The sequence below is a fragment of the Niabella pedocola genome (genome assembly GCF_021044425.1).
GTDB lineage: Bacteria > Bacteroidota > Bacteroidia > Chitinophagales > Chitinophagaceae > Niabella > Niabella pedocola.
On record NZ_JAJNEC010000005.1, the window covers coordinates 2,034,860 to 2,056,115 of the forward strand.

Annotated in this window: 11 protein-coding genes; all 11 read right to left on the minus strand. The window is 48.7% G+C overall.

Annotated elements, in window-relative coordinates:
* Positions 1 to 6: 6 nt before the first annotated feature.
* The gene (locus LQ567_RS16000) at positions 7 to 1,125 is read right to left on the minus strand and encodes a glycoside hydrolase family 88/105 protein (RefSeq protein WP_231005806.1); all 1,119 of its coding nucleotides are present in this window, start codon (positions 1,123 to 1,125) and stop codon (positions 7 to 9) included.
* A gap of 172 nt (positions 1,126 to 1,297) precedes the next feature.
* Positions 1,298 to 2,974, minus strand: a complete 1,677-nt coding sequence (locus tag LQ567_RS16005; protein ID WP_231005815.1) for a sodium:solute symporter family protein — start codon at positions 2,972 to 2,974, stop codon at positions 1,298 to 1,300.
* A gap of 15 nt (positions 2,975 to 2,989) precedes the next feature.
* The gene (locus tag LQ567_RS16010; protein WP_231005826.1) at positions 2,990 to 5,272 is read right to left on the minus strand and encodes an FAD-dependent oxidoreductase; all 2,283 of its coding nucleotides are present in this window, start codon (positions 5,270 to 5,272) and stop codon (positions 2,990 to 2,992) included.
* A gap of 1 nt (position 5,273) precedes the next feature.
* Positions 5,274 to 8,120: a hypothetical protein gene (locus LQ567_RS16015; protein WP_231005833.1), complete on the minus strand. Its 2,847-nt coding sequence runs from the start codon at positions 8,118 to 8,120 to the stop codon at positions 5,274 to 5,276.
* Positions 8,117 to 10,015 carry a glycoside hydrolase family 97 protein gene (locus LQ567_RS16020; protein WP_231005841.1) on the minus strand — a complete coding sequence of 633 codons (1,899 nt, stop codon included), beginning with the start codon at positions 10,013 to 10,015 and terminating at the stop codon, positions 8,117 to 8,119. The genes LQ567_RS16015 and LQ567_RS16020 overlap by 4 nt, the downstream gene beginning before the upstream one ends.
* Before the next feature lie 126 nt (positions 10,016 to 10,141).
* Positions 10,142 to 11,233 carry a hypothetical protein gene (locus LQ567_RS16025; RefSeq protein WP_231005843.1) on the minus strand — a complete coding sequence of 364 codons (1,092 nt, stop codon included), beginning with the start codon at positions 11,231 to 11,233 and terminating at the stop codon, positions 10,142 to 10,144.
* A gap of 50 nt (positions 11,234 to 11,283) precedes the next feature.
* On the minus strand, positions 11,284 to 12,723 hold the full coding sequence (locus LQ567_RS16030) for an SGNH/GDSL hydrolase family protein (protein WP_231005845.1): 1,440 nt from the start codon (positions 12,721 to 12,723) through the stop codon (positions 11,284 to 11,286).
* Entirely contained in the window at positions 12,716 to 16,123 is a 3,408-nt protein-coding gene (locus tag LQ567_RS16035; protein WP_231005847.1) for a hypothetical protein, read from the minus strand. Before LQ567_RS16035 ends, LQ567_RS16030 begins: the two co-directional genes overlap by 8 nt.
* Positions 16,124 to 16,134: 11 nt before the next feature.
* Positions 16,135 to 18,741 carry a glycerophosphoryl diester phosphodiesterase gene (locus LQ567_RS16040; protein ID WP_231005849.1) on the minus strand — a complete coding sequence of 869 codons (2,607 nt, stop codon included), beginning with the start codon at positions 18,739 to 18,741 and terminating at the stop codon, positions 16,135 to 16,137.
* 23 nt (positions 18,742 to 18,764) lie between these two features.
* Positions 18,765 to 19,667: a DUF5017 domain-containing protein gene (locus LQ567_RS16045; protein ID WP_231005851.1), complete on the minus strand. Its 903-nt coding sequence runs from the start codon at positions 19,665 to 19,667 to the stop codon at positions 18,765 to 18,767.
* Positions 19,668 to 19,682: 15 nt separating this feature from the next.
* Positions 19,683 to 21,254, minus strand: a complete 1,572-nt coding sequence (locus LQ567_RS16050) for a RagB/SusD family nutrient uptake outer membrane protein (RefSeq protein ID WP_231005854.1) — start codon at positions 21,252 to 21,254, stop codon at positions 19,683 to 19,685.
* Between the last annotated feature and the right edge of the window lie 2 nt (positions 21,255 to 21,256).

Sequence of the window (21,256 nt, forward strand, 5' to 3'; positions counted from 1 at the left end):
GTGATTTTATTTTTTCAAACAATGATACAATTGAGTGCCCGCCAGCAGGAAGGCCCCCACTCCATACACCTCCGTGCTTTCCGCATTTACCTTGTCTGGTGCGGCTCCAATGCGTTGTACATAGCCCAACATTCCATCTGCATTCACTGAAGACACCATAACATCCCATGCGCGCTTTGCAGCAGGCCAGTAGGTCGCTTTATCCAACAGGCCATGATTCACTCCCCACAATATCGCATAGCAAAAAAAACCGGTGCCGCTCATTTCCTTTATCGGAAAACTTTCGGGATCCAGCAGGGATGCGTGCCAGCTGCCATCCGGCTGCTGAAGCGAAACCACTTTTGCCATCATCTCTTTATAGAGTTTTTCAAACCTTGCTTTGTCTGGATAGTTGGCGGGCATATTTTCCAGCATCCGTACCAATCCTCCCAATACCCAGCCATTTCCTCTTGACCAAAAAACTTTCTGCCCGTTCTTTTCTTTCTTATTAAAATAACTTTCATCCCTGAAATAAAGCTGTTCAGAAGGGTCGTAAAGAAAATCTGTTGTTTTCCACCAAAGCTTCGCCGCCATATCCAGGTACCGGCTGTCCTTTGTTGCTGTGGTAAGGTAGGCCAGTGAAGGCGGGCCCATAAATAACGCATCGCACCAGGCCCATTCGCGCAATTGTATACTGTTTTTCCAGTTCAGCGGTTCGTCATGGGGTTTTGCCAGGATACTGTCTGCCAGCAATATGAACGGTCCAATCATTTTCTGATCCCGGTACTTCATCGACAGTTGGGCATACGTTTGACCCACACAATAATCATCTGCAAAAAAACGGCGCCGCCCTGTATTCCAGTTCAGCTCATTTCCGATATCCACCAGCGCCTGCAGGTATTTTTTTCCGCCTTTCAGGGTTCCAACACTGTATAACCCGGTATAGCAGGCACCATTAGTCCAGTCGGATTTGGGATACTTAAACCCTTTGGTTTTCCAGTTATCCAGCTGCCAGTCGGCCACCCGGTGCATAATCTTCAATACTTCTTTGGGGTTTGGATCCGCCGCAGTTGCAGCATGGCTGGTTATTGCAAAAAAAGTCAGTGCCCAAAAAACAAACAGGCTTTTAAAAACAGGAGTTGTCATATTGATCTTATTGAATCCCCGTAATCGTTACCGGGGTATGAAAGTAAGAAAAGCGACTGAGAAAAACGGCAGAAATACATGACCGGCAGGAGTGTGCAGCAGCTTCCGCTGATTATTGTTTTAATTAGTAACGCCGGGGCGATGGAATACAGCATTGGGATCCTTTCACACATCAGCGGGTACCCGCTTTTTTTGCTGCCCGCCAGGGAATAAGGGACCCTGCAAGAACGAACAGCGCAATTGTTGCCACCAGTGTGCCTCCCTTTGAGGTAATGCCCGCCAGCACCAGCATCAGCACCGCCATAAACGCCAATGAAAAAGCAATCATCTTTAACCCAAACACATTTTGTGCTTTCACTAACCGGGCTTCTTCCTCATCTATTACCGCAGCTTCTTTTTTCTTGTTTTGCTTATACTCCCTGTATTGCAGGTAGTCTGGGCTAACGCGTTTCTTCTTTGCAGCCACCCATTCATAAACGGCAAGTGCGATCAGCGGCAATAACACACCCAGCAACATTTCATTGGCTCTTGATAATTTATAGTGATTGATCAACGGGATCACCATTTTAAACAGCAGGTTTATTGCAAGACTCAGGATCGTGATGTATATGGTAGCCTTTCCCGACAACCTTTTCGAAAAAAGTGCCCAGATAGGAGGCAACAACAATGGCCCGCCGGTAATGGCCCCTACACTCAGCGTAAACTCCACAATACCGCCGATATAGGGAACGCCAATCGCAATCAGGATCATAAAGATTCCAAAGAACCAGGAGGATGCCCGGGCTACAAACATCAGCTTTTTATCGGAGGCCTGCGGGTTAATAGATCCTTTGTAGATATCATTGGTAAAAACGGCAGACACTACGTTCAGCGCGGTATTGGCCGAAGCGGAGGTTGAAAAATACATACCAGTTAACATAAGTCCCAGCAGCCCGGCTGGCAATACCTGTTTACAAACCATGATATAAGCATTCTCCGCATCGAGCCCGGACAAGCCCGGATGGATCACCTGGTAGGCCATTGGTGGCAACATCCAGATAATAGGACTTATGATATAAAGCCCCGCAAACAGGTAGGCCACTTTTGATGCACTTTTAGGACTGTCAACACTGGTATACCGCTGCACAAAGGTCCAGTTACCTCCGATATAAAAAATATGATAAAGGGCAAATGCAAAAATGAAGCCCCAGCTGTATTCGCCATTTACCAGGTCGAAAAAATGATCGGGAGCCTTATTGATAAACTGCTGCACGCCGCCGGTTTCATGAAACACCAGGGGCAGGATGATCAAAACGGCGGCGGTCAATACCACAAATTGCAATATATCGGTTACCATCACCGCCCAAAGTCCTCCTACAGCGGTATAAGAAATCATCAGAATGCCCAGGATCACCGTAACGGGAATCAACGGATAGCCCAGGGAGGCAGATACCAGTTTGGCAACAGAATACAGCACCGACCCTTTGATGAACACCGAAACAATCGTAAAAATATAGATATAGCTTTTTTGAACCCTGGTACCCAGCCGCATTTTGATGAACTCTGCAGCAGTAAGGTTACCGGTGGCCTTCCATTTGGGCGCCAGGTACAAACCTGTAACCAGCGCGCCAATGCACATCGTCCATTGGATCGTGACCGCCACCCATCCATGCTGATAGGCAATGGCACCCCAGGCAACAAAGGTTCCTGCAGAGAAAAAACTCATAAACAAGGACAAACCGCCAATGAACCAGGGAACGGCCTCTCCCCCGGCAAAAAAAGATTTCAGGTTTCTGCCGGTACGCGAAAAGCTGATACCCACCAGCAGGATGAACACGGAAAAGACAACAACAACAATAGTATCGATCATAAAATACAAATCAGTTTATGAATAACATCTTACAGAAAACAGTGATGCCGGTACCTGTGCGGAAGGATGCTCCACCCGGATCGTCAGCCGCTTCGTGGTTACCGGTTGTTCCAATACAATCGTGTTCAGCGTTTGAAAGTTACCTTCTTTTTGATACAACAGGTTTCCCTGTTCATCTTCTACCTGGTATCGCTGCACGCAAAAAGGCATGGTGGTTTCCGGATGTGTCATCAGCACAGATTCCATGGCATGATCAAAATCGGTATCAAATGCCAGGTGAATCTTCCGGATCTGTTGTGCGGTGTTCCAGCTGAGCGTAACCGAGGGTCGCGCATCCCCGGGATCTGCAATCCAGGCATTGGGCTGATCGGCAGGACGGTCAACACCATTGGTAAGATAGCCGGTACCTGATATAAATACCGGGCTCAAAAAACGCAATGCCAGGTTCTGCCCCTCCGGTCTGCGCTGCGGACACCAGAATTCAAAAGAATCCACACCGGACCCCTCAGGAGCCTGTTGCTTTCCATTGTTGGACACCGCTTTATTTACCCCGTTAAAAACAGATACAAAACCCGTTATCCGTTGATTAGAATACCCGATTTCCACATCGTCATTTTTCAGAAAACAAAGAAACAGGTATTGTGGTTGATCCAGTTGCAGCCGGGCATCTACTTCAATTTCTGTTTCCCCTTCCTGCAGCAAAATAGTTTTCCGCATCAGCGTCTGATCCGGTGTAAATCCGCCCACGCGGCTGCTGGAGCGAACCTCCGCGATCAGTTCGGTAGCCCTGGTAGCCTTTACAGGGAGACGGAATGCCGGTAGTGCGCCCGTGGTAACAGGTATCAGCTGTGCCGCGGCGATCGTTAGCGGTTTATACACTAGTTGCTGTTGATCAAACCCCTCAAAGCTTAGGGAAGAACTTGCGGTAATAGTACTGCTTAGCGACCGGTCTTCCTCATCCCGCAGCATGTTGCCCGGGATATACTGACCCGTTTTCAGCAGCTCTTTCTGCAGTTCCGTCATATAAGCGGTCTCCAGCAATGTTCGTGGATCTGTTCCGAGCCGCGCGCAAAGCGCCGCTGCCACTGCCATTGCCTGACCCGTATAAGCGCTGGTGGCCATCACCCGCGTTGCTCCAAAAGCCACATGGCTTACACTGATGATACGACCCGCCAAAAAAAGATTCTTTATATTCCTGCTGTATAAACAGCGGTAAGGTATCTGGAAGAGCCCCTTGCTATGCCATTGGTTACAGGGCGAGCGGTCGCTGAAAACCCCATCTGCCGGATGCAGGTCAATAGACCATCCGCCATAAGCAACCGCATCCGGATGTATGCGCTGCTCAATCAGATCTTTTTGTGATAAGATATAATCTCCCTCAAACCGGCGGCTTTCCCTTTTGCCCGGGATCATGCCCACCCATTCCAGCGTATAGGTTGCCGCCTCCGGAAAGGCGCCGGAATTTTTGATATAATCCCATACGCCATAGATCACTTTCCACAGCTCCCATTTGATCTTTTCCGTATCATGCACCGTATCCAGCCTTCCACCATATTCTACCCACCAGAGTTTACAGCCATGTTCCTTCGCATTAAAGCTTTTATACCGTGGAATTTCCTTTTGTACATCCATTGCAAAGGAAGGTGCGTGAAATGTTACCGGCTTTCCGGTATCCTTTGTATAAAAATAAAGTGAATGCCCCAGCAACTCCCCATAGCTGATGTCCGGAGCCATCGGCTCGTTGAGCGCTTCGCGGGTTTCTGCGCCCATACGGAATGCTGCACCCGAAAGAAAGCCCACGATACCGTCGCCGGAAGCATCACAGAACAGCGGTGCCCTTAACTCGTATTCGGTAGCATTCTGACTGCAAAAGGCTTTTAACCCGGAGATGCGGTCTGCATCGGCTTTGATCACTTCATACACCGCCGTATTCAACAGCAATGTAATGTTGGACTCCTGCGTTACTTTATCCAGCAGGATCATATCGAGTATGACCGGGTTCCCCTCCGGGTTCCGGTGGGTGTTTTCTACCAGTATTTCGTCGATCACCCCCCCTTCCCGGCTCCACCGGTTGTTGTTTCCCATATGCGAAGTAGCCCCAAGGATCCACAACCGCACTTCGCTGGAGGCATTGCCTCCCAACACCGGGCGGTCCTGTACCAGCAGCACCCTTAGCCCCTGCCGGGCGGCTGTGATGGCGCCGCATACGCCCGACATACCGCCTCCCACAATAACAAGATCCTGTTCAATAATCTCTTTTTTCAGATCCCGTTTCGTTTCTGCATCTTTAATGATCATTCTATCTATTTTTCACGTTGATTGATATTGTTCTTTGTCCCAGCTCATATTCTTTTGTACGAACAGTTCTTCCATCCGTTCCGGTAAGTATTAACGAAAAGAAGACCGGCTGCTGACGATCCGCAGCTACTGTAAATTCAAACGGATAACTGTTTTTGCTGATGACTGCCGGTTTGGATTTTCCTATGCGATACTGCAGCCGCACACTGCTCCATTTAGTATCATCGTCTTCGAGATAAACAAAAAGCCTGCGGCCGTAGCCGCCCAGTTTAAACAGCAGGGCCTTTGCATTTCCTTCGGATATGGAAAGATAATCACGGCTTTTATCCGCAACCGGTTGCAGCAGCTGATCCTGAAAGGCCGACGTAACCACCGCACCTTTCAGCACCACTGCCGTTTGACCATTAGCAGGAACCGTTATTGTAAAACTGCTGTCCTTTAAAGCTTCCTCCTGCTTTTTTTCGCCAAGCACCGTCATTACCGTATTCCCGGGAAACCGGACCCATACAGGATTAACGGTAACAGTTGTTTGAATGGGATGTGCAGACTGATTGGCAAATGCGATGAATAAGGAGTCCTCCTTCCGGGCGGCAATATAATTCAACCCGATATCGCCGATCTTTAACAAGCGTGCCGGCATCCAGAGCTGCACCTGATCCGAGCCCATAAAGCTTCCCTTTTTATGCCCGTAGAATTTATTCTGCAGATAGGCATATCCCTCGATGTAATCATTGGGAAAGTGGATCCGGCCGCCACTTTTAATATACGCATCCGAAGCCAGGTAATCCATAAACAGTGAAGCCATCGGAAGAATATGGTTGTAATGAAAAGAGTTCACGCTTTGTGCCTTGTGTTCATGCAGGGGAAAATCCGGTTTCTCATAGGCCGTTGTGCGCTCCGTATTCATATGATACCCTGGGAAACTGGCGGAGCGCCCCACCAGGGACGCTTTTGCGATCTGGATCAAAAAATCATCCTTCGTATAATACCCGATACGCAGCATCCAGGGCGCAAAGGTTGACATAAAGATACCCCGGTGCCCGGTTGCGGTTCCGGAAGACTCTGGCGTAAGTCCCACTTCCGATACCCGCCAGGCCGGCACTTTTTCTTCCGGATAATACATTTGCTGATGCCCTTTCGATTTCAGGTACCAGTACATGGGAGCCTTGCCGCCTTTGTTTACCGTTATCAGGCTGTCGGGTACAGCCGGTACCATCCAGGTAAATAACGCATAATGCCGGGCGCCGTCATGCGCGGCTTTTAAATAGCGTTCTTCTTTGGTCAGTTCGTACAGTTCCAGCAGGGCCGACCAGTTATTGGTGAACGTGGGCCAGAAAAAATGCGTGCTGATCATCGGATCTCCAAAAGCTTCCATCCGCTGATCCACTCGCTTCTCCAGGTATGCATCCGCCATCTTCCGGCTCATGGTAAGATAGGTGCTATCGCCAGTCATTTTAAAAAGAAACAGGGCATTGATCCAGTTGGAGCCCTTCTCCTCCACATCCAGGTTGCGCACCCGGGTTTTTGTAAATTCTCTTTTTGCCAGTGTTGTATACAAATAATCGTTTCCCGGAAAAACGCTGTGCAGCACACCCAGCTCAGACAGCGGGGCAATGGGTCCCCTGAGTTTACGGGAGGGCGATTGTATCTTCTGCGTACTGTCAAGGCTGAACAGGAATTTCTCACGCGACAACATAAACTCCATTAGCGGATAGGCCCGTTTTTCAAACAGTTCTTTGTCATCCCTGATGATGGCCAGCTCCAACGGATTGAGACTGGATACGTTTTTTACGGCCCCCGGTACATCCGTGGAATACGCAAACCCCTTCAGGCTGTCTACAAACCAGGCGTAGTGTGTTTTGGCGTAGTCAATAAGATTGTCCAGCGTCGTATTCATCGATACGGTGGCATTGGTGCGGTAATCGCTAAACCCAAAAATATTCCGGGCGATCTGTTCATAGGTATCCGTAATCGTATGCGGTGTAACCAACAGATAAAAGGAAAAGCCGAAGGTGGCACCTGCTTTCATAAACGAATGCAGTCCGCCGGGTATGGGCGCAAAAACCTGCGACTGCAATTGCGCTTTTGCATTTAACAGGGCGACCCCAAACTGACTGTTGTCCAGTAGGGGCAGCGGCTGAAAAGGAAGATACCGGGGATGGGCCAGTACGCCCAATGAATTTACCCCATCGCTTACCAGCGTTACCGGTTCTGTTGCCATAAAGGCCGGTGTAAGATAGGGCTGGTCCGGCGTGCGTTTCTCCGTCCACACAAGAGGTTGCCAGGATTCCGTTGTTTCCTGTTTTTCAAAGGACGGAGCTCCCGTATAGCCCACGCTGTAATAGCCCTGTTTCCTGGGTGTCAGTAAAAATCCCATGGCCGGGTACGGCTGGCTTTTTACCAGCCAGGCCTGTAATGAAAAGCCTTCCTGGTTTGCAAAATGAAAGTAGACCGTATCCCCTTTTGCCCAGACCTTATCCGGTTTTATGGTTACAGAATGGCCAACATGGTAAATACTGGCCGTTCTTATTTCTTTTTTGCTGCGCAGGATCTTATCATCAAATCCATCACCGGCTACCGATTCGTTGATGCGTTGCTGGTGGTAATCGGCCTTGGAAGCATCGGTTTTCCAGGTTGGTACATTGTACGGCACCTTGTCGATCCCGGCCGGCTTCAAGGCAAGCGCCGGGTCTGTTTCGCTGTATAAAACGGTAAACTCCGGTGAAAAAATATAGGCTTTCCCCTTTGAGTACCATTCGATGTCCTGGCCGTTATTCCCCAGCTTTACCTGTGCGGCAACCGGGAAAACACCCGCAATCATCATTAAAAAAAAGAAGATCCGTTTCATTGTTTATGCTTCCTTAAATTGTTCCCGCTTTCCTTTGCCGGCAGGGCTTCCAGGTAAAGGACCATCCCCCCGGAAGGCTGCAGTGTGACTGTTGTTTTATCCAGTTGTTCCGGCCGTAATACAGCAGCGGAAAAACCATCATCCTGATCCTTAATAAGTGTGGCCCGGTATGCCGAACGATCTTTTATAAATGACAGGTCTAGTGTTTGCGTAATTGCTTTTTCCTGCCCGTTTACGGCCGCTATATACCAGTCCTTGCCGTTTCTTTTGGCAATGATGGCCGCCTGGCCGATCCGGCTTCCGGACAAAACCACCCGCTCATCCCAGGTAACCGGCAGCTTCCGGAGCAGCGGAAGAATAACCTTGAACCGCGGCTCGCTCAAAAGCGTCAGCGGGTTTTCTGCAATGCACTGGAACGGCGATTCCATCAGGTACAGCAATGCCAGTTGGTGGGCATTGGTTGTAGCACCTTTTTTTGAAAACAGTCCGGGTGTATAATCGCCCGGCCCGGTAATGAACCGGGTAAACGGTAATGCCGCATTATGCCAGGCAGGAATCGGTTCATTCATGATGTTGAGCTCCATACCCCGGATCCCTTCTCTTGTTAATTCATTGGGATAGGTACGGTATGTTCCTGTTGAGGTTTGGCAGCCATGAAAGTTCACCATCAGTTTTCTTTGGGCCGCCGCTTTTAAAAATGCCGTTTCAAAATCAATCAGCTCCTGGGCTTCGCTGTTCATAAAATCGATCTTAATGCCCGCTACACCCAATTGTTGCAGGGTGTCCAGGAATGCATCCCGGTAACTACTATCTCTTAAAAATTTAGAATCCTTCCATACCCACACACCTACTTTCTTTGTTTTTCCAAAAGCAACCAGTTCTTTTAAAACCGTCCATTTATCATTCCATTTTTGCTCCCATCCGTCGTCGATCAATGTGTATTCAAATGCCAGTGCTGCTGCAGCGCTGATCAGCTGTTTTTCAAAATCCGGATCCAGGTAGCGGTCATCTTTAGTAATCCAGCTCCATACGGACCTGCCGGGTTTTATGTATGCCGTATTTTTAAAATCCGCCGGATCGGGCGCCGGATTCAGTGTAGCGATCATAGAATGGTTCACCAGTGCGTTCAGGTCTTTTGCAAAACCAATCACCCGCCAGGGGCTGTAGGCATCCGCAGTTTTTTTCAATATAAAGCCTTGCGGGCCTTCCGTAAAATCAACGGTAAGCCGATTGCCTGTGGCCTTTAGCCGCATACCGCTAAAACCGTACAGTGCCGCCTCGGTAATAAATAAGTACCCACCCTGCTTACATTCCACAATTACCGGCTTGCCCTGTACAGGTCCTACCGGAGAAATCTTGTCCAGGCTATCCGCCCGGGTTTGCATCCACAAACCCGCATAGGATTTCAGTTTCCAGCTATTAGTGCGCTCAAAAAACCAGGCCCGGCTGTTAGGATCCAACGTAAAACCCGTTTGCTCCTCCAGGAGATGTGCTCCGTTTCCGGGCAGTTTATACCGGAAGGCACACCCGTTGTCAAATACGGCGAACTCCATTCCCGCCGTACCGATCCTTACCTGGTATTTCAAATACCGGGTTTGCTTTGCCTGGTAATGATCTTTCAGCAGTGCCAGTGTATCTGTAACAAATGCTTTGCCCTGCAGCACCGGGTATGCGGTATTATCAAATAATGCAGTGCCGTCGATCCGTAAACCCAACGGAGCGGGCGCAAGCAGCGGCCTTCCGTTCTGCGTAACGTTGTAGAAGATGCCGTTATTTTCTTTAAAGATGGTTACCGTTATAGTTCCCGAAGGACTTTTGAGCTGCAACGGTTGTACGCTGCATTGCCCGGTAAAAGGTATCGTAAGCAACAGGAGGCTATTTAATGCAATGATCAACGCAAGGCGCTGTTTTGCAGGTTTGTGAGCGCCTGTATTGCCGGCTGGCTGACACAACCCCATGCACCTCCTCCAACATGTTATGCCCACCGGGCTGAATGATATCGTTCTTCTTTGTTTCATTCTTTATAATAGCTGAAACGTAATCGTCCGGGAAGCCAGGGTTCTTCTTCCGTCGGGCCTGAAATTATAGGCATAATATAATTGGATCACCTGCCCGCCTTCAACACTGCTGGCTCCAACGATGGCCGGGTACCAGGTTTTGGGGCCATCTTCCAGTAATAACTTCGGAGTTTCCCAGGTTTCGGCGTTGGCACTGGCGGAAATATATAATTTACCATCCCAGCCATGCCAGATCATCACGAATTTGTTCAGGTAGGTGTTCCAGTGAACCGAAGGATTTGAACCCGGGTTCATACTAAGCGGGGCTATTGCAGTTTGCTTGCCGCCCAGGCCCGGTTCCGAAAATGCATTGTTGTACCATTTCTTCCAGGAGCCAACATAGCCATTGGGATCCGCTGAAGCAGCCATGCAGATGGCAGTAACGCCGGTGGCCGGGGTGTAATAACAATAATACTTATTGTTTAAATGATTATAAATAACAGCGCCATCTCCCAACCCCGACCAGCGGGGCGTGTCGGGCTTATTTAACTCATGTTTCAGGATCTGGTAGGGCGCGCCCCAGGATCTGCCACTATCACTTGAATAGGCCACACCGATTGATTTGTAGGCATACCAGCCCTGGGTGTTCCGGGGATACCAGTGCGTTTCGGCATGAAAAAAGCCCGCTAACCGGCCGTCATTTAATTGCCGCACGCCAATAAACCACATGCCGCCGTCATTAAACCCGTTAGACGTTCCGTTATTGGGTTGGTTGCCTCCGAATACAGGTGTTAAAGGATTCAAATGGTTCAGATGGTCTTGTAATAACGGGGAGCTGGCAACGGTTCTGTAATTGCGGTACCGGGCCCAAAAAGCAATGTACTGGTTACCCAATTTTAAAACGGGAACTGCGCCGTCCGTATAATATCCGCTGTCACCAGGCGGAAAGCCGCTCTGCGAAAGGGTTGAACGCTCTCCTAACGTAAAACTCCATTCGCCGGAGAGTGCTGTTTTTTGTAGTTTAAGATCGTTTTCAACAGGACGGTCCTGTTTACTACAGGAACTCCAGGAACAAAGGAGTTGAATGCTGAATACAATAAATGAAAGCCTAACCATATAAAGTGTTTTTTGCGGTAAAAAAGGGTTTATAAGAACTGATTATTGTGTTATTGTTGATAAGCACCGGCACCGGTTTCTTTAACTACTTTTCCTCTTATTAAGATCCGTCCCAGGTAAATCACCGACCGGTCATATTTTTCCGGATGTTGCTCAATGTCGGCCCGCTTATCTGCCGGAAGGATCTCCAGCTTGTCTGCTTTCTGTGAAGAAACGGTCACCGTTACATCATGTACGCCGGGCTCCAGCTTTACTACATCAAACTGCCCGCGGTACCGGTTGTTGCAATACGCATTGAACCGGTTCAATACATTGGTGGATGCCGTATCACTTACCTGGTAATAAATAAAACTGCCCTGTTTTTCCCTGCTCAGTGTTATGGGTTTACCATCCACGGTAAATTCCAGTTGCCCGGCCTCCGGACCACCGATATCAAATACACCAAACAGATCTCCTTTAAAGCGAAAACGAAATGCAGCTCCGGGTTGGTTTGCAGTAAAAACGGAGGCAAACCAGGGATTGAATTTTTTTAATGCCGGATCCGGTGCTGTGGCCTGCAACGCCCAGCCTTTGTTTGCCAGGGCTGCAGCTGAAGGTTCCACCATGGTAGCCTCATCCCAGGCGGCGGTTATCATCGGTGCCGGGAGCTGTTTCTTTTTTTCCAGCGTGGGTGTTTTCATTTTTTGAAAAGCCCTGGCAATGGCTGCTGCATACAGGTTTCCCCCGGCCGTGGCCGGATGAATACCGTCTTCGGAGAACAGGATCTTATTATCCGGCGCCGGAGCGCTGCCCTTCCAGGTTAATGTTCCTTCAGCCTCCAGTCTGGCCGCCTCCATGCCCAAATGAACAGCGGGCAATCCATAATAGGCGGCAATGCGCTCCAATCCTTTGATATTGGGTGGTATGTCATTTTTTTGGTAGAATGCCGTTTGCCCGTTCTGTATCGTATACAACAGGCAGAGATCTGTTGCCGGATCTTTTTTTAAGGCTTGCCGGATCATACCCTCCATTGCGTCAGGGTATGCCCCGTTAACCGCAAACTCCATAAAGATCAGATCGGGCTTATGCTTTAATACCTGTTCACTGATCCGGAAGGCACCCAGCTCCGTTCCGGTACCCGAAACACCAGCGTTGATCCATTTGAACCGGGTTGCCGGATATAACTGCTCCAGGTACCGGGCCGTTTGCAACCGGTAACAAAAATTGGCCTGGGTAATACTGCCGCCGATAAACGCCACCACTACATCTTTTCCCTGTTTTATTTTTTCAAAGAAATCCGGAAGCCCCGCACGTACCTGGCATTCCTGCGCCTGGTAGAAACTTCCGGGGCCTACCGCGGGAATACCGGATGCAGCAGCATCAAAATAAAGCGGCGAGGCACCGGCCTGCGAAGCCGCTATCTTGTCGCTGTCGGTACCCGATTGACAAAAGCCTATCACCGGTATGCAAAGCAACCCCAATACCACTGTTTTTATAACCCGCTTATTCATTTCCGTTGAGTACTGTTTTTTTGGATATGATTTTTCCGTCGGCACCTTTAAAATCAAGTGCGATGACGGCATTTGCGCCCATACTTATTTTATTAAAGCTCCATTCATAAGGATACTTTTTTATTTCCTGTGTTTGCTGATTGCAGGTAACCGTTACCGAGTGCCCGCTCAATGGCGCGGTTTCTGCAAATCCATAAAAGCTATCCCAGCCAAACGGTGAGCGGATGCGGAACAGGAACACACGGCCCCAGGGTTTCCCCAGGTCGATGATCTTCATTCCTTCTTTCAGCGGCGGATTTTTTTTACGCGTTGTTGCCGCATGCAATGGAATAGCAATGGCCCTGAACCCTTTTGCAGGCACCGGCACATCAACCCCTGCGTTTTCAATAGCAACCGTTGCAGACTGTCCATCGCTGGTATAGCAAAGGGTCTGGCCTTCCTGTTTTGCACCTGTTTGCTTCGTCCATTTTATGCTCACCGTTTTGTCCTGATCTGCTTCTGAGGAAAGCAGGATCCAGAAATTTTTATCGGAAACAGCCGTTATGTAATTGATCTCCGGATTCTGAACCAGCACCCAATCTTTATGCATCCGCAGGGTAGCCTGAGCGTCTCCGAAAATGGTTCCGTTGCCGCCTCCATACACCCGGTTGTTAAACCACACAAAACCTTCCTGTTTGCTATAGGGAAACGCCACATGACCGTTGGAGCGTTGTATGGCTTCTGTGATCAGATAGTCCAGGCTGAATCCAAGATGCGGAGGTATATGATGATAGTAAATAGAACTTACATCGGGGCCTTTATAGGGAAATGCCGCCGACATGGGTACATCTGTAAAACCGGTACCATAATACCCTGGATAATTTGCATACCGCCCAATGACGGCATTACGGGCATAAACCTCATAAATGGGTTGGTGTGCATATTGGAATAAGCGCAGCAAATGGGGTGCCCAGCTGCTCATAAATACCGGATGCACGGTTTGCCCTTTTACGCGTGTAAAATAAGTACTGGGTTGCTCCAGTCCCAAACCGACCGGGGATACCAACCATTCCGGAACCTCCTTTTCCTGCACATCATCTTTTTTTCTCGGGAATCCCAGGCGATAGGGCCGGTTCCCCTTCCACCAGATATGGGCGATCCCCTCATAACGGTTCCCCGGGTGAATGGTTTGTAACTGATCGCTTACACGGGGATAGCTGCGGATCCCTGCAATGGTAAAGTATCCGCCATAGGCAGCTGCTTTTAAGTAGATTGTATCCTTTGTGGTTTCATACAGGTCCAGCAGATCCCACCAGGGCGCATAAAAGCTGGCATTGTAAAACGGAATATGACTCAGCGGCTTGTTTGAATTTGAATAAATTTTGTTTTGGATAAACAGGTCAGCATCCCTGCGTGCCAGCTGTAACCATTTTGCCTGCCGGGTCATGTGGTAGGCCCAAAGCGCCTGGTTCCAGGGAAGAAAGTCTGTTGAATATCCCTTCGCTGCCCGCAGACTGTCTCCCGGTAATGCAAGGTTTACAAGCCAGGGGTTCAGGCCACCCAGCAGGCGATCTAACCCTGCATAATAGGATGTAGTGAACTGGGAAGTAAGCGGATTCAGCTCCAGCGTTTTCCGGGTATTGTTGAAGGCCGTTGGAACAATATCTGTTGCCCAGCGGTACCCACTCCGGGATAGCGTGTACTCGATGGTAGGGAGTGACCGGCTCAGATAATATTGTTCGTCGTTTTGCAATACAGAAAGCGCCACATTCACCAGTGGCGTAGCATTCACTACAGTTGGTGCCGTTTTAGGATCGCCTTCAATATCATAAAAGCCTTTTAGCTCCTTTGCCCATCCGCCGGCCGAATCGTTCTTTGTTAATTCAATCATATTAAACACGGCGTCTGTAAGTGAGGCCTGTTGCTGTTTCCGGTAATCATGCACCTGAAACAGGACCTTGGAGGCATATGCCAGGGCCGTATCCCAGTTGCCCGGAACCAGGCCGATCATAAACCGCCGGTCGATCAGTTGCCCTGCTTCATATTTTGAATCCTTCATTCCCAAAACGGGGGCAAACATTACCGGTTGTACCTGGTTCTGATGATTTTTAAGTGTAAAGCCGGCAGGGGCATAATCCACGGACCCCCAGTCTTTTTTAAGCGTTTCCGGATCGGCAGCCACATATGTTGAAACAGGTCCGTAGCTTGTTTTGGCAGCAACGATCGCGATGGGTTGTTGCATCATGGAGGTTACCATCATTTGCGGGCCTTCGGAAACCCGCTTATATTGAAACATCGGAGCCATCAATACATTTTCCAGTTCCGGGTCTGCAATCGGCTGAAACGCTGCCACCCCCATACTGTAATATCCCGGTTGAGCCGTTTTGCAAACCAGCCGCAGCTCTATATGCTGCTGTCCCGGCAGCAGCGACCAAAAACCGGTAATGGCCGAACCGTTCCGGGTTACATAGTGTACTTCGATGGTTTGTTTGTTAATGGGACTTACGCTTACAGGAATGGCTTCGCTCAGGTTACCCGATTGAAACGGATTGAACTCATCCCCGGGCTTTTGCACGATATATTTTTGACCTTCGAAAATAAAATACGCACCGGGGTTTTTATTATCCCAGGTAGGATAATATTTATTAAACTGGATGGCCGTGGCATCTGCAGTGATCAAAAATACTTTGTGATCTTCCATCTGGCCTCCGGCTTGTTTCCACCGCCCCTGCTCCCGGATCTCCGTTTTACAGGCGATGGATCGCTGATCCGTACCGGCTTTTACAAATTGCAGGCGAACATTTTCGTTTTCAATACCGGCAATAAGCTTGTCTGCATTGCTTAACCGCAGCGCGGGTGCGGTATTCTTCTTTTCCTCAGCAACTACCGGCTGCGCTTCCGGAAGCTTTTTCCAGGATAGCAGCGTTTTTGTATCTGTTTTGTTAGGGTCAATGGTACTGTCCTGCAGCAGCAGGATGGCATCGCAACGGCCATAGTTAAAATTGTGCAGGCGTAACAATAGTGCTGCCTGTTTAAGATCTGCGGTACCCAGCCGTTCCCAAAAATACCCCGGTTTACCGTGGCCCCCGGCCTTCTTTAACGGGGCATTACCAATAGATAGCTGAAACAGACGCGTACGCGGATAGCTATCAAAATCCGGAGTACGGATCCATACCGCATAGCTTCCGGGTTGTTCTATTTTTAATACGGTTAACGCATCGGATGTTTGATCCTGCTCGCCCTCTAAAAACCGTAAAACAGTGCCGCTGATACTTTCTTTGGCGGGTTCGGTAAACCACTTACCCTTAAACTGGAAATCGGATCCCAACAGCAGGTATTTGCCCGGTTGCGCAAAAGCACTCCCACAGCAGACCAGCAACAGGAACACAAACACCGGTTTTTTTATAATGATGGGGCGCATGTTTCGAACATTTAGTTATAATTAAATGCGTATACCTGCAGCCCATAGGGCGCAATCTTTACACGGTTTACAGAAGCGCCGTTCATGCGTTCCCCGGACGCCGAAAAACATACCGCCGTTTCCTGTTGCAGATGATGACCGGGAATAAACCGGGATCCGTCGATCTTGAGATCTCCCTGCTGCAGCTCGTCGTCATTATTAAGGATAAACAAATAAAACTTCCTCGTCTTCCGGTTCAGCGCACACAGGTAATCCATATTCGGATTGCTTAATGTGATCAGGTTTTGTATAAACAACAGATCTCCCTCCTGATCAAATATTTTTCCTTTCTGGAATCCGAAGGTTTTATGCGGCCCCACTTTGGGCGTAATAAACCCGGAGGGGAAACGGATCCGGTCCTGCGACCGCAACGACAGTTCTGCCATCAGGTAATCGGTGATCCATCCTAATTGCCACCAGGCATGGTGCGGATAGGGACCCGCACCCTTGTTCATTGCACTCCAGTAATAAGAGGCTACGCCGGTGGCCGGATCTACAAATGCGTCTTTACTCAATGCCGCCGTTCTGGCCATTTTAAGGTACAGGGAATCCTTTGTTAACTGAAACAAGCGTACAAACATACCGGCATGACTGGCCAGCATAATGGGTCCGCTGGGATTCGCTGATCCCAGGGCTCCGCCATGTTCAAAACTTAATCCAACCTGGCTGATCTGCCAGTCTTCCAGCTGGCGTCCATTGCTTTTCCGGCTTTGATGCCCCGGTATCGGGTGCGAATAGATCGATGTAGTATAGAATTGTGCCGTCTTTACAGCCGCCTGCTTAAACCGCAGATCGTTGGTGATGTCGTACAGGTCCAGCAGCGCCTGGGCGCTTTGACCGGTAGCAAAGTCCGGGGCAAACCTGGCATCACCGCAAACCCCTAAAAAGTAGCCCTGTTCTACAGCATTTTTAATATACCAGTTTGCGGATCTTATGGCGGCATCAAGGTATTTTTTATCGCCCAGTGTTTTGTATGCAACCAACAACCCGTAAAAAGTTGGCCGGTAATCTTTGAGATCCGTAAACATCGGCTTCGTCGTATGGTTATTGTATGCTACCTCCCAATACCCTTCGGGTTTCATATGGCTCAGGAGCCAGTCTGCCGCAAGACGCAGTGCTTGCCGCAGTTCGGCATTACCGGGTTCAAACAAAAATACATTGCCCATATCCAGCAACATATAATAGGTTGTTGCAATCGGCTCTGTATAAGGGCCCCACTCTTCTGTAAACCGTTTGGATTCGTGTAAGTAATACTGGCCGGCAGCAGCGCCGTAAAAAAAGCCGGCAGCTTTGTTTTGTTGCGCCAGTTTAAAATCCATCGCTGCTTTTAAGCGCTCATGAATAAGAATGGAATCCTGTGTTATGGTTGCCAGCATCCACATCGCACCATAATCTGCATTTTTAACGGCATCTTTGTTCGACTCGTATACGCCTCCCAGATATTCCTGCGCACCAATGATGCGGCCATTATAGTCAAACGTGCGCCAGCGGGAGGTACTGTCATTGCTTACATAATTAAAAAGCTGGCTGATCCTTTCGGATAAGGACAGGCGGGTTTGCTTCAGCTGTAATAAGGCATCAAAATGATACACATCGTTCACCACATGTTGGTAAACCGGGTACCAGTTTGTGGCATTTACGGTATACCGGAAATCAAAGGAAATGGTTTCTCCTTTCTTTAAATAAGATTTCTTCTGCCCCAATACCGGATGATAAAGCGTAGGCGTTAACTGGCCCTGACGGTTGATCAGGGATAAACCCAGAAGCCAGTCGGATTGTGTGGATTTATCAAACAACCAGGGATCCCGGCCTACACCGGGCTCCGCCGTAACTGCCAGCGTAATGCCATCCTTATTGGTAAGCATAGACGTGAGCGCAGCAGCAGTGCGTTCTCTTGCTACTACCGGTTTATCCGGAATGCCGTGGCCATAGCCATAGGCGTCAATAAGATCCCCGTTGATGCGCTTTCCCTGGAAAAGCCCGGGAATACAGGCCCATTGAAACTGGTTTTTATCATTTACAGTAAGCGCCGGACTTGCAATAGAATAATAACCGGGTGCATCCGCCGTTAACCGGATGGATACCCGGAGATCATTTTTATACACAGGATCCAATTGCCAAACCGCTTCCATGGTGGCAACATCCGTCTTTTGCTGAAAAATGATTTTATCGCCGGCCGCTTTATACTGCTGCGGATAAAAAGAAATAGCACGTCCCTCTTTATTCATAGAAACAGCAGAAGTATTCGCTTTCCAGGTTGGAATGATGTACCGGTATTCCGGCTCGGGGAACTGAATGGTTTTCCCTTCCTTATCTGTGATGACCTGTGCGTCCATCTTCGGTTGCTCCGCGCTGTAAAGCAAAGTGTATTGCCCAAGCGGGGCCGCCAAAGACCGCCACCCGTTTAACGCCTTCACCTGTAGCTGCTTTATTTTATAACCGTTGCCGGTGTGCTCCCAGTTTAAACGCAGTGTACTGTTCTTCAATCCGGCGTTAACAGTGGGCTGACCAAAACCTTTTTCAGTTCCTGCTCCCAGCAGTAAAATTGCACTTAAACAACAAAAGAACGAACGATTCATGATGTGTATTTCTTTGTATTTTTTTATGGAGCCGTAATTGTTAATTCGATTTCTTTTACAATAGATGCTGATTCTTTAACATTTACATTGGTTGCTACAAATGCCACTTTATATACTCCGGGTTTGTTATATGCCCTGGTATATTCATATAATTTTTGGGAGATATTTTTGATGGGTTCTCCCTTATCGGGCATTGTTTTGTTGGGATTGAATTGTTTGGTGATCACCCAATCGTCATCCAGATCCGTGCTGTTCCGAACCGTAAGTAATTGTGCAGAGGTAATACTCCAGTTGGTTGCGGGTCCGCTGAAATTAAAGGAGGTCCAGCCGGCCGTTGCCATATTGGCCAACACCGTTTCATCGCCCTGTTGATTCGTGCTCTTCAGATCAAAGGAACGGATCACCCAGCGGTTTTGCTGTGCTTCGGGTTTTATAACATTGGTTTTATAACGCAACGCAATCGCTATATTTTTATTGCGGGCTGCAAAACTGCTCAGGTCGATATTGCCCGAAGGTGTTTGATCCTGGCCGGTTGATAACACCGCTTTATCCGTAATATCTTCCCAGGTAGCAGCTTTTACATTTGTTGAATCGTATTTCCCGCTAAAATCGGTAGACACCAGCAACTTGATAACCGATTGGTCAATGGGCATCAATCCGAATTGTGCATAGGTTTTAAAATTAAGCGATACCGCATTTCCCTCTACAGCCGTACGGTTCCTGAATGCATATACATGCCCGGCCTCGCCCGACCAAAACACCAGGTTATTTGGTTTCCCATTTATCATAAAGCGAATCGGTTCACCAACCTTATAGCTGGTTTTTTCCAGCTCAACGGAAAAATTGTCAAAAGCATCCAGTACATATCTTTTTTTGCAGGAAGCCAGTGAAAGAAAAAACAGCGCAGCAATTATTAGCTTATTCATTGAATACAATTTTTATTACCAACCGGAATTTTGTTTGATATTGGGATTCACCGCCAGTTCACTATTCGGGATCGGGAATAACACCGCCCTTGCTGTTACCCGCTGGGCCTGTGCTACCGCGGGATCGCGCAGCGCCACAGGCATATTCGTTTGGTATTCCCGTGCCTGTACCTGCATTACAGAAGGATAAAGGCCCCAGCGTATCAGATCATGTTTACGAAGTCCTTCAAAAGCCAGTTCCCGCAGCCGTTCGTTTACAATCAACTCCTGAAAGTCTTGCTGTGAAAGGCCGGCCGGCGCATCGGCCTGGGTATCCGGTGCAAGTACATCTTTCCCATAACCTCTCCGTCGCACCATATTAACAGCGGTATACGCTTTTTCGGAAGGACCATTGTTTAAATAGTTATCCGCCTCCGCAAACATTAACAGGATGTCTGCATACCGTAACAGGGGCCAGTTGGTTCCTGTATTATTTTGATTCCGGGGCAACAGGGTTTCATACTCTCTTCTCCATTTTCCATTACTGCGTTCGTAAATTTCACCGGCACCCCATGCAGTGCGTACCACCGTGCTTCCCGTGGTTACAAAGCGGAAGGGGGCAACGGTCCAGTCTCTTCGCAGGTCGCCGTTTGCATAGGCATTATACAGTTTGGCAGTAGCATGCACATAGTCATAACCATACCCGGTATCAATATTGCCACAGGTAATACCGTTATAACTTCCAATGGTGCCGCCTTCCTGTATTTCACCCTGGCTGGTACCTTTAAATTCTACTTCCCAAAGATTTTCCCGGGTATCAAAAATCTCTTTTACATGATTAATATAGATCTGTTTAAAATCGGGATTCAATCCATGTAAGCCTGATTGCATCACACTATCAGCATATGCCCGGGCCTCCGTATACTTCGACAAATCCATCAACGGGGAGCCGGCCATGGTTAAACAAACCCTCGCCAGTATACCCTGTACCGTGGTTTTGGTAATACGGGTATTATATCCGTAATCCGAAACCGACCGCACGAGGCCTGCCGCTTCTTTCATGTCCTTTAATATCTGATCATAGATCTCTTTTACCGAACTTCCGGGCAGGGGTGCTTCTTCCGGGCTTTTGCTGGATTGCAGTTTTAAAGGCACCGCACCAAATTCATCCGTCAGCAAAAAATAATAATAGGCTCTCAGGAAAAGCACCTGCCCCTTTATTTCCTTCCGTTTTGCTTCACCCACCTGTTGCGCTTTGTCTATATTTTCCAACAGCATATTGGCCCGCTCAATACCGGTATACAGGGCCTCCCAATGCCGGTTGATCTCCAGGGTAGACGCATCCACAATGTTGGCATTGATGCCCGAAGTTTGATTTTTCATAAAGAACTCGTCACTCACCACCAGGTAGCTGGCCATACCCTGTGCATACACCCGGTTGTCACCCATGCGGTCATAAACCCCGGCCAGGGCCGATTCCAGCTCGCTTTCTGTATTGTAGTAATTGACCGGCGATACAAAATCCTGCGGGGTTGTATCCAGGATCTTATTGCAGGAGAAACCCAGTAATGCCAGCGCCGTATAGATATAATAGAAACTCTTTTTCATAT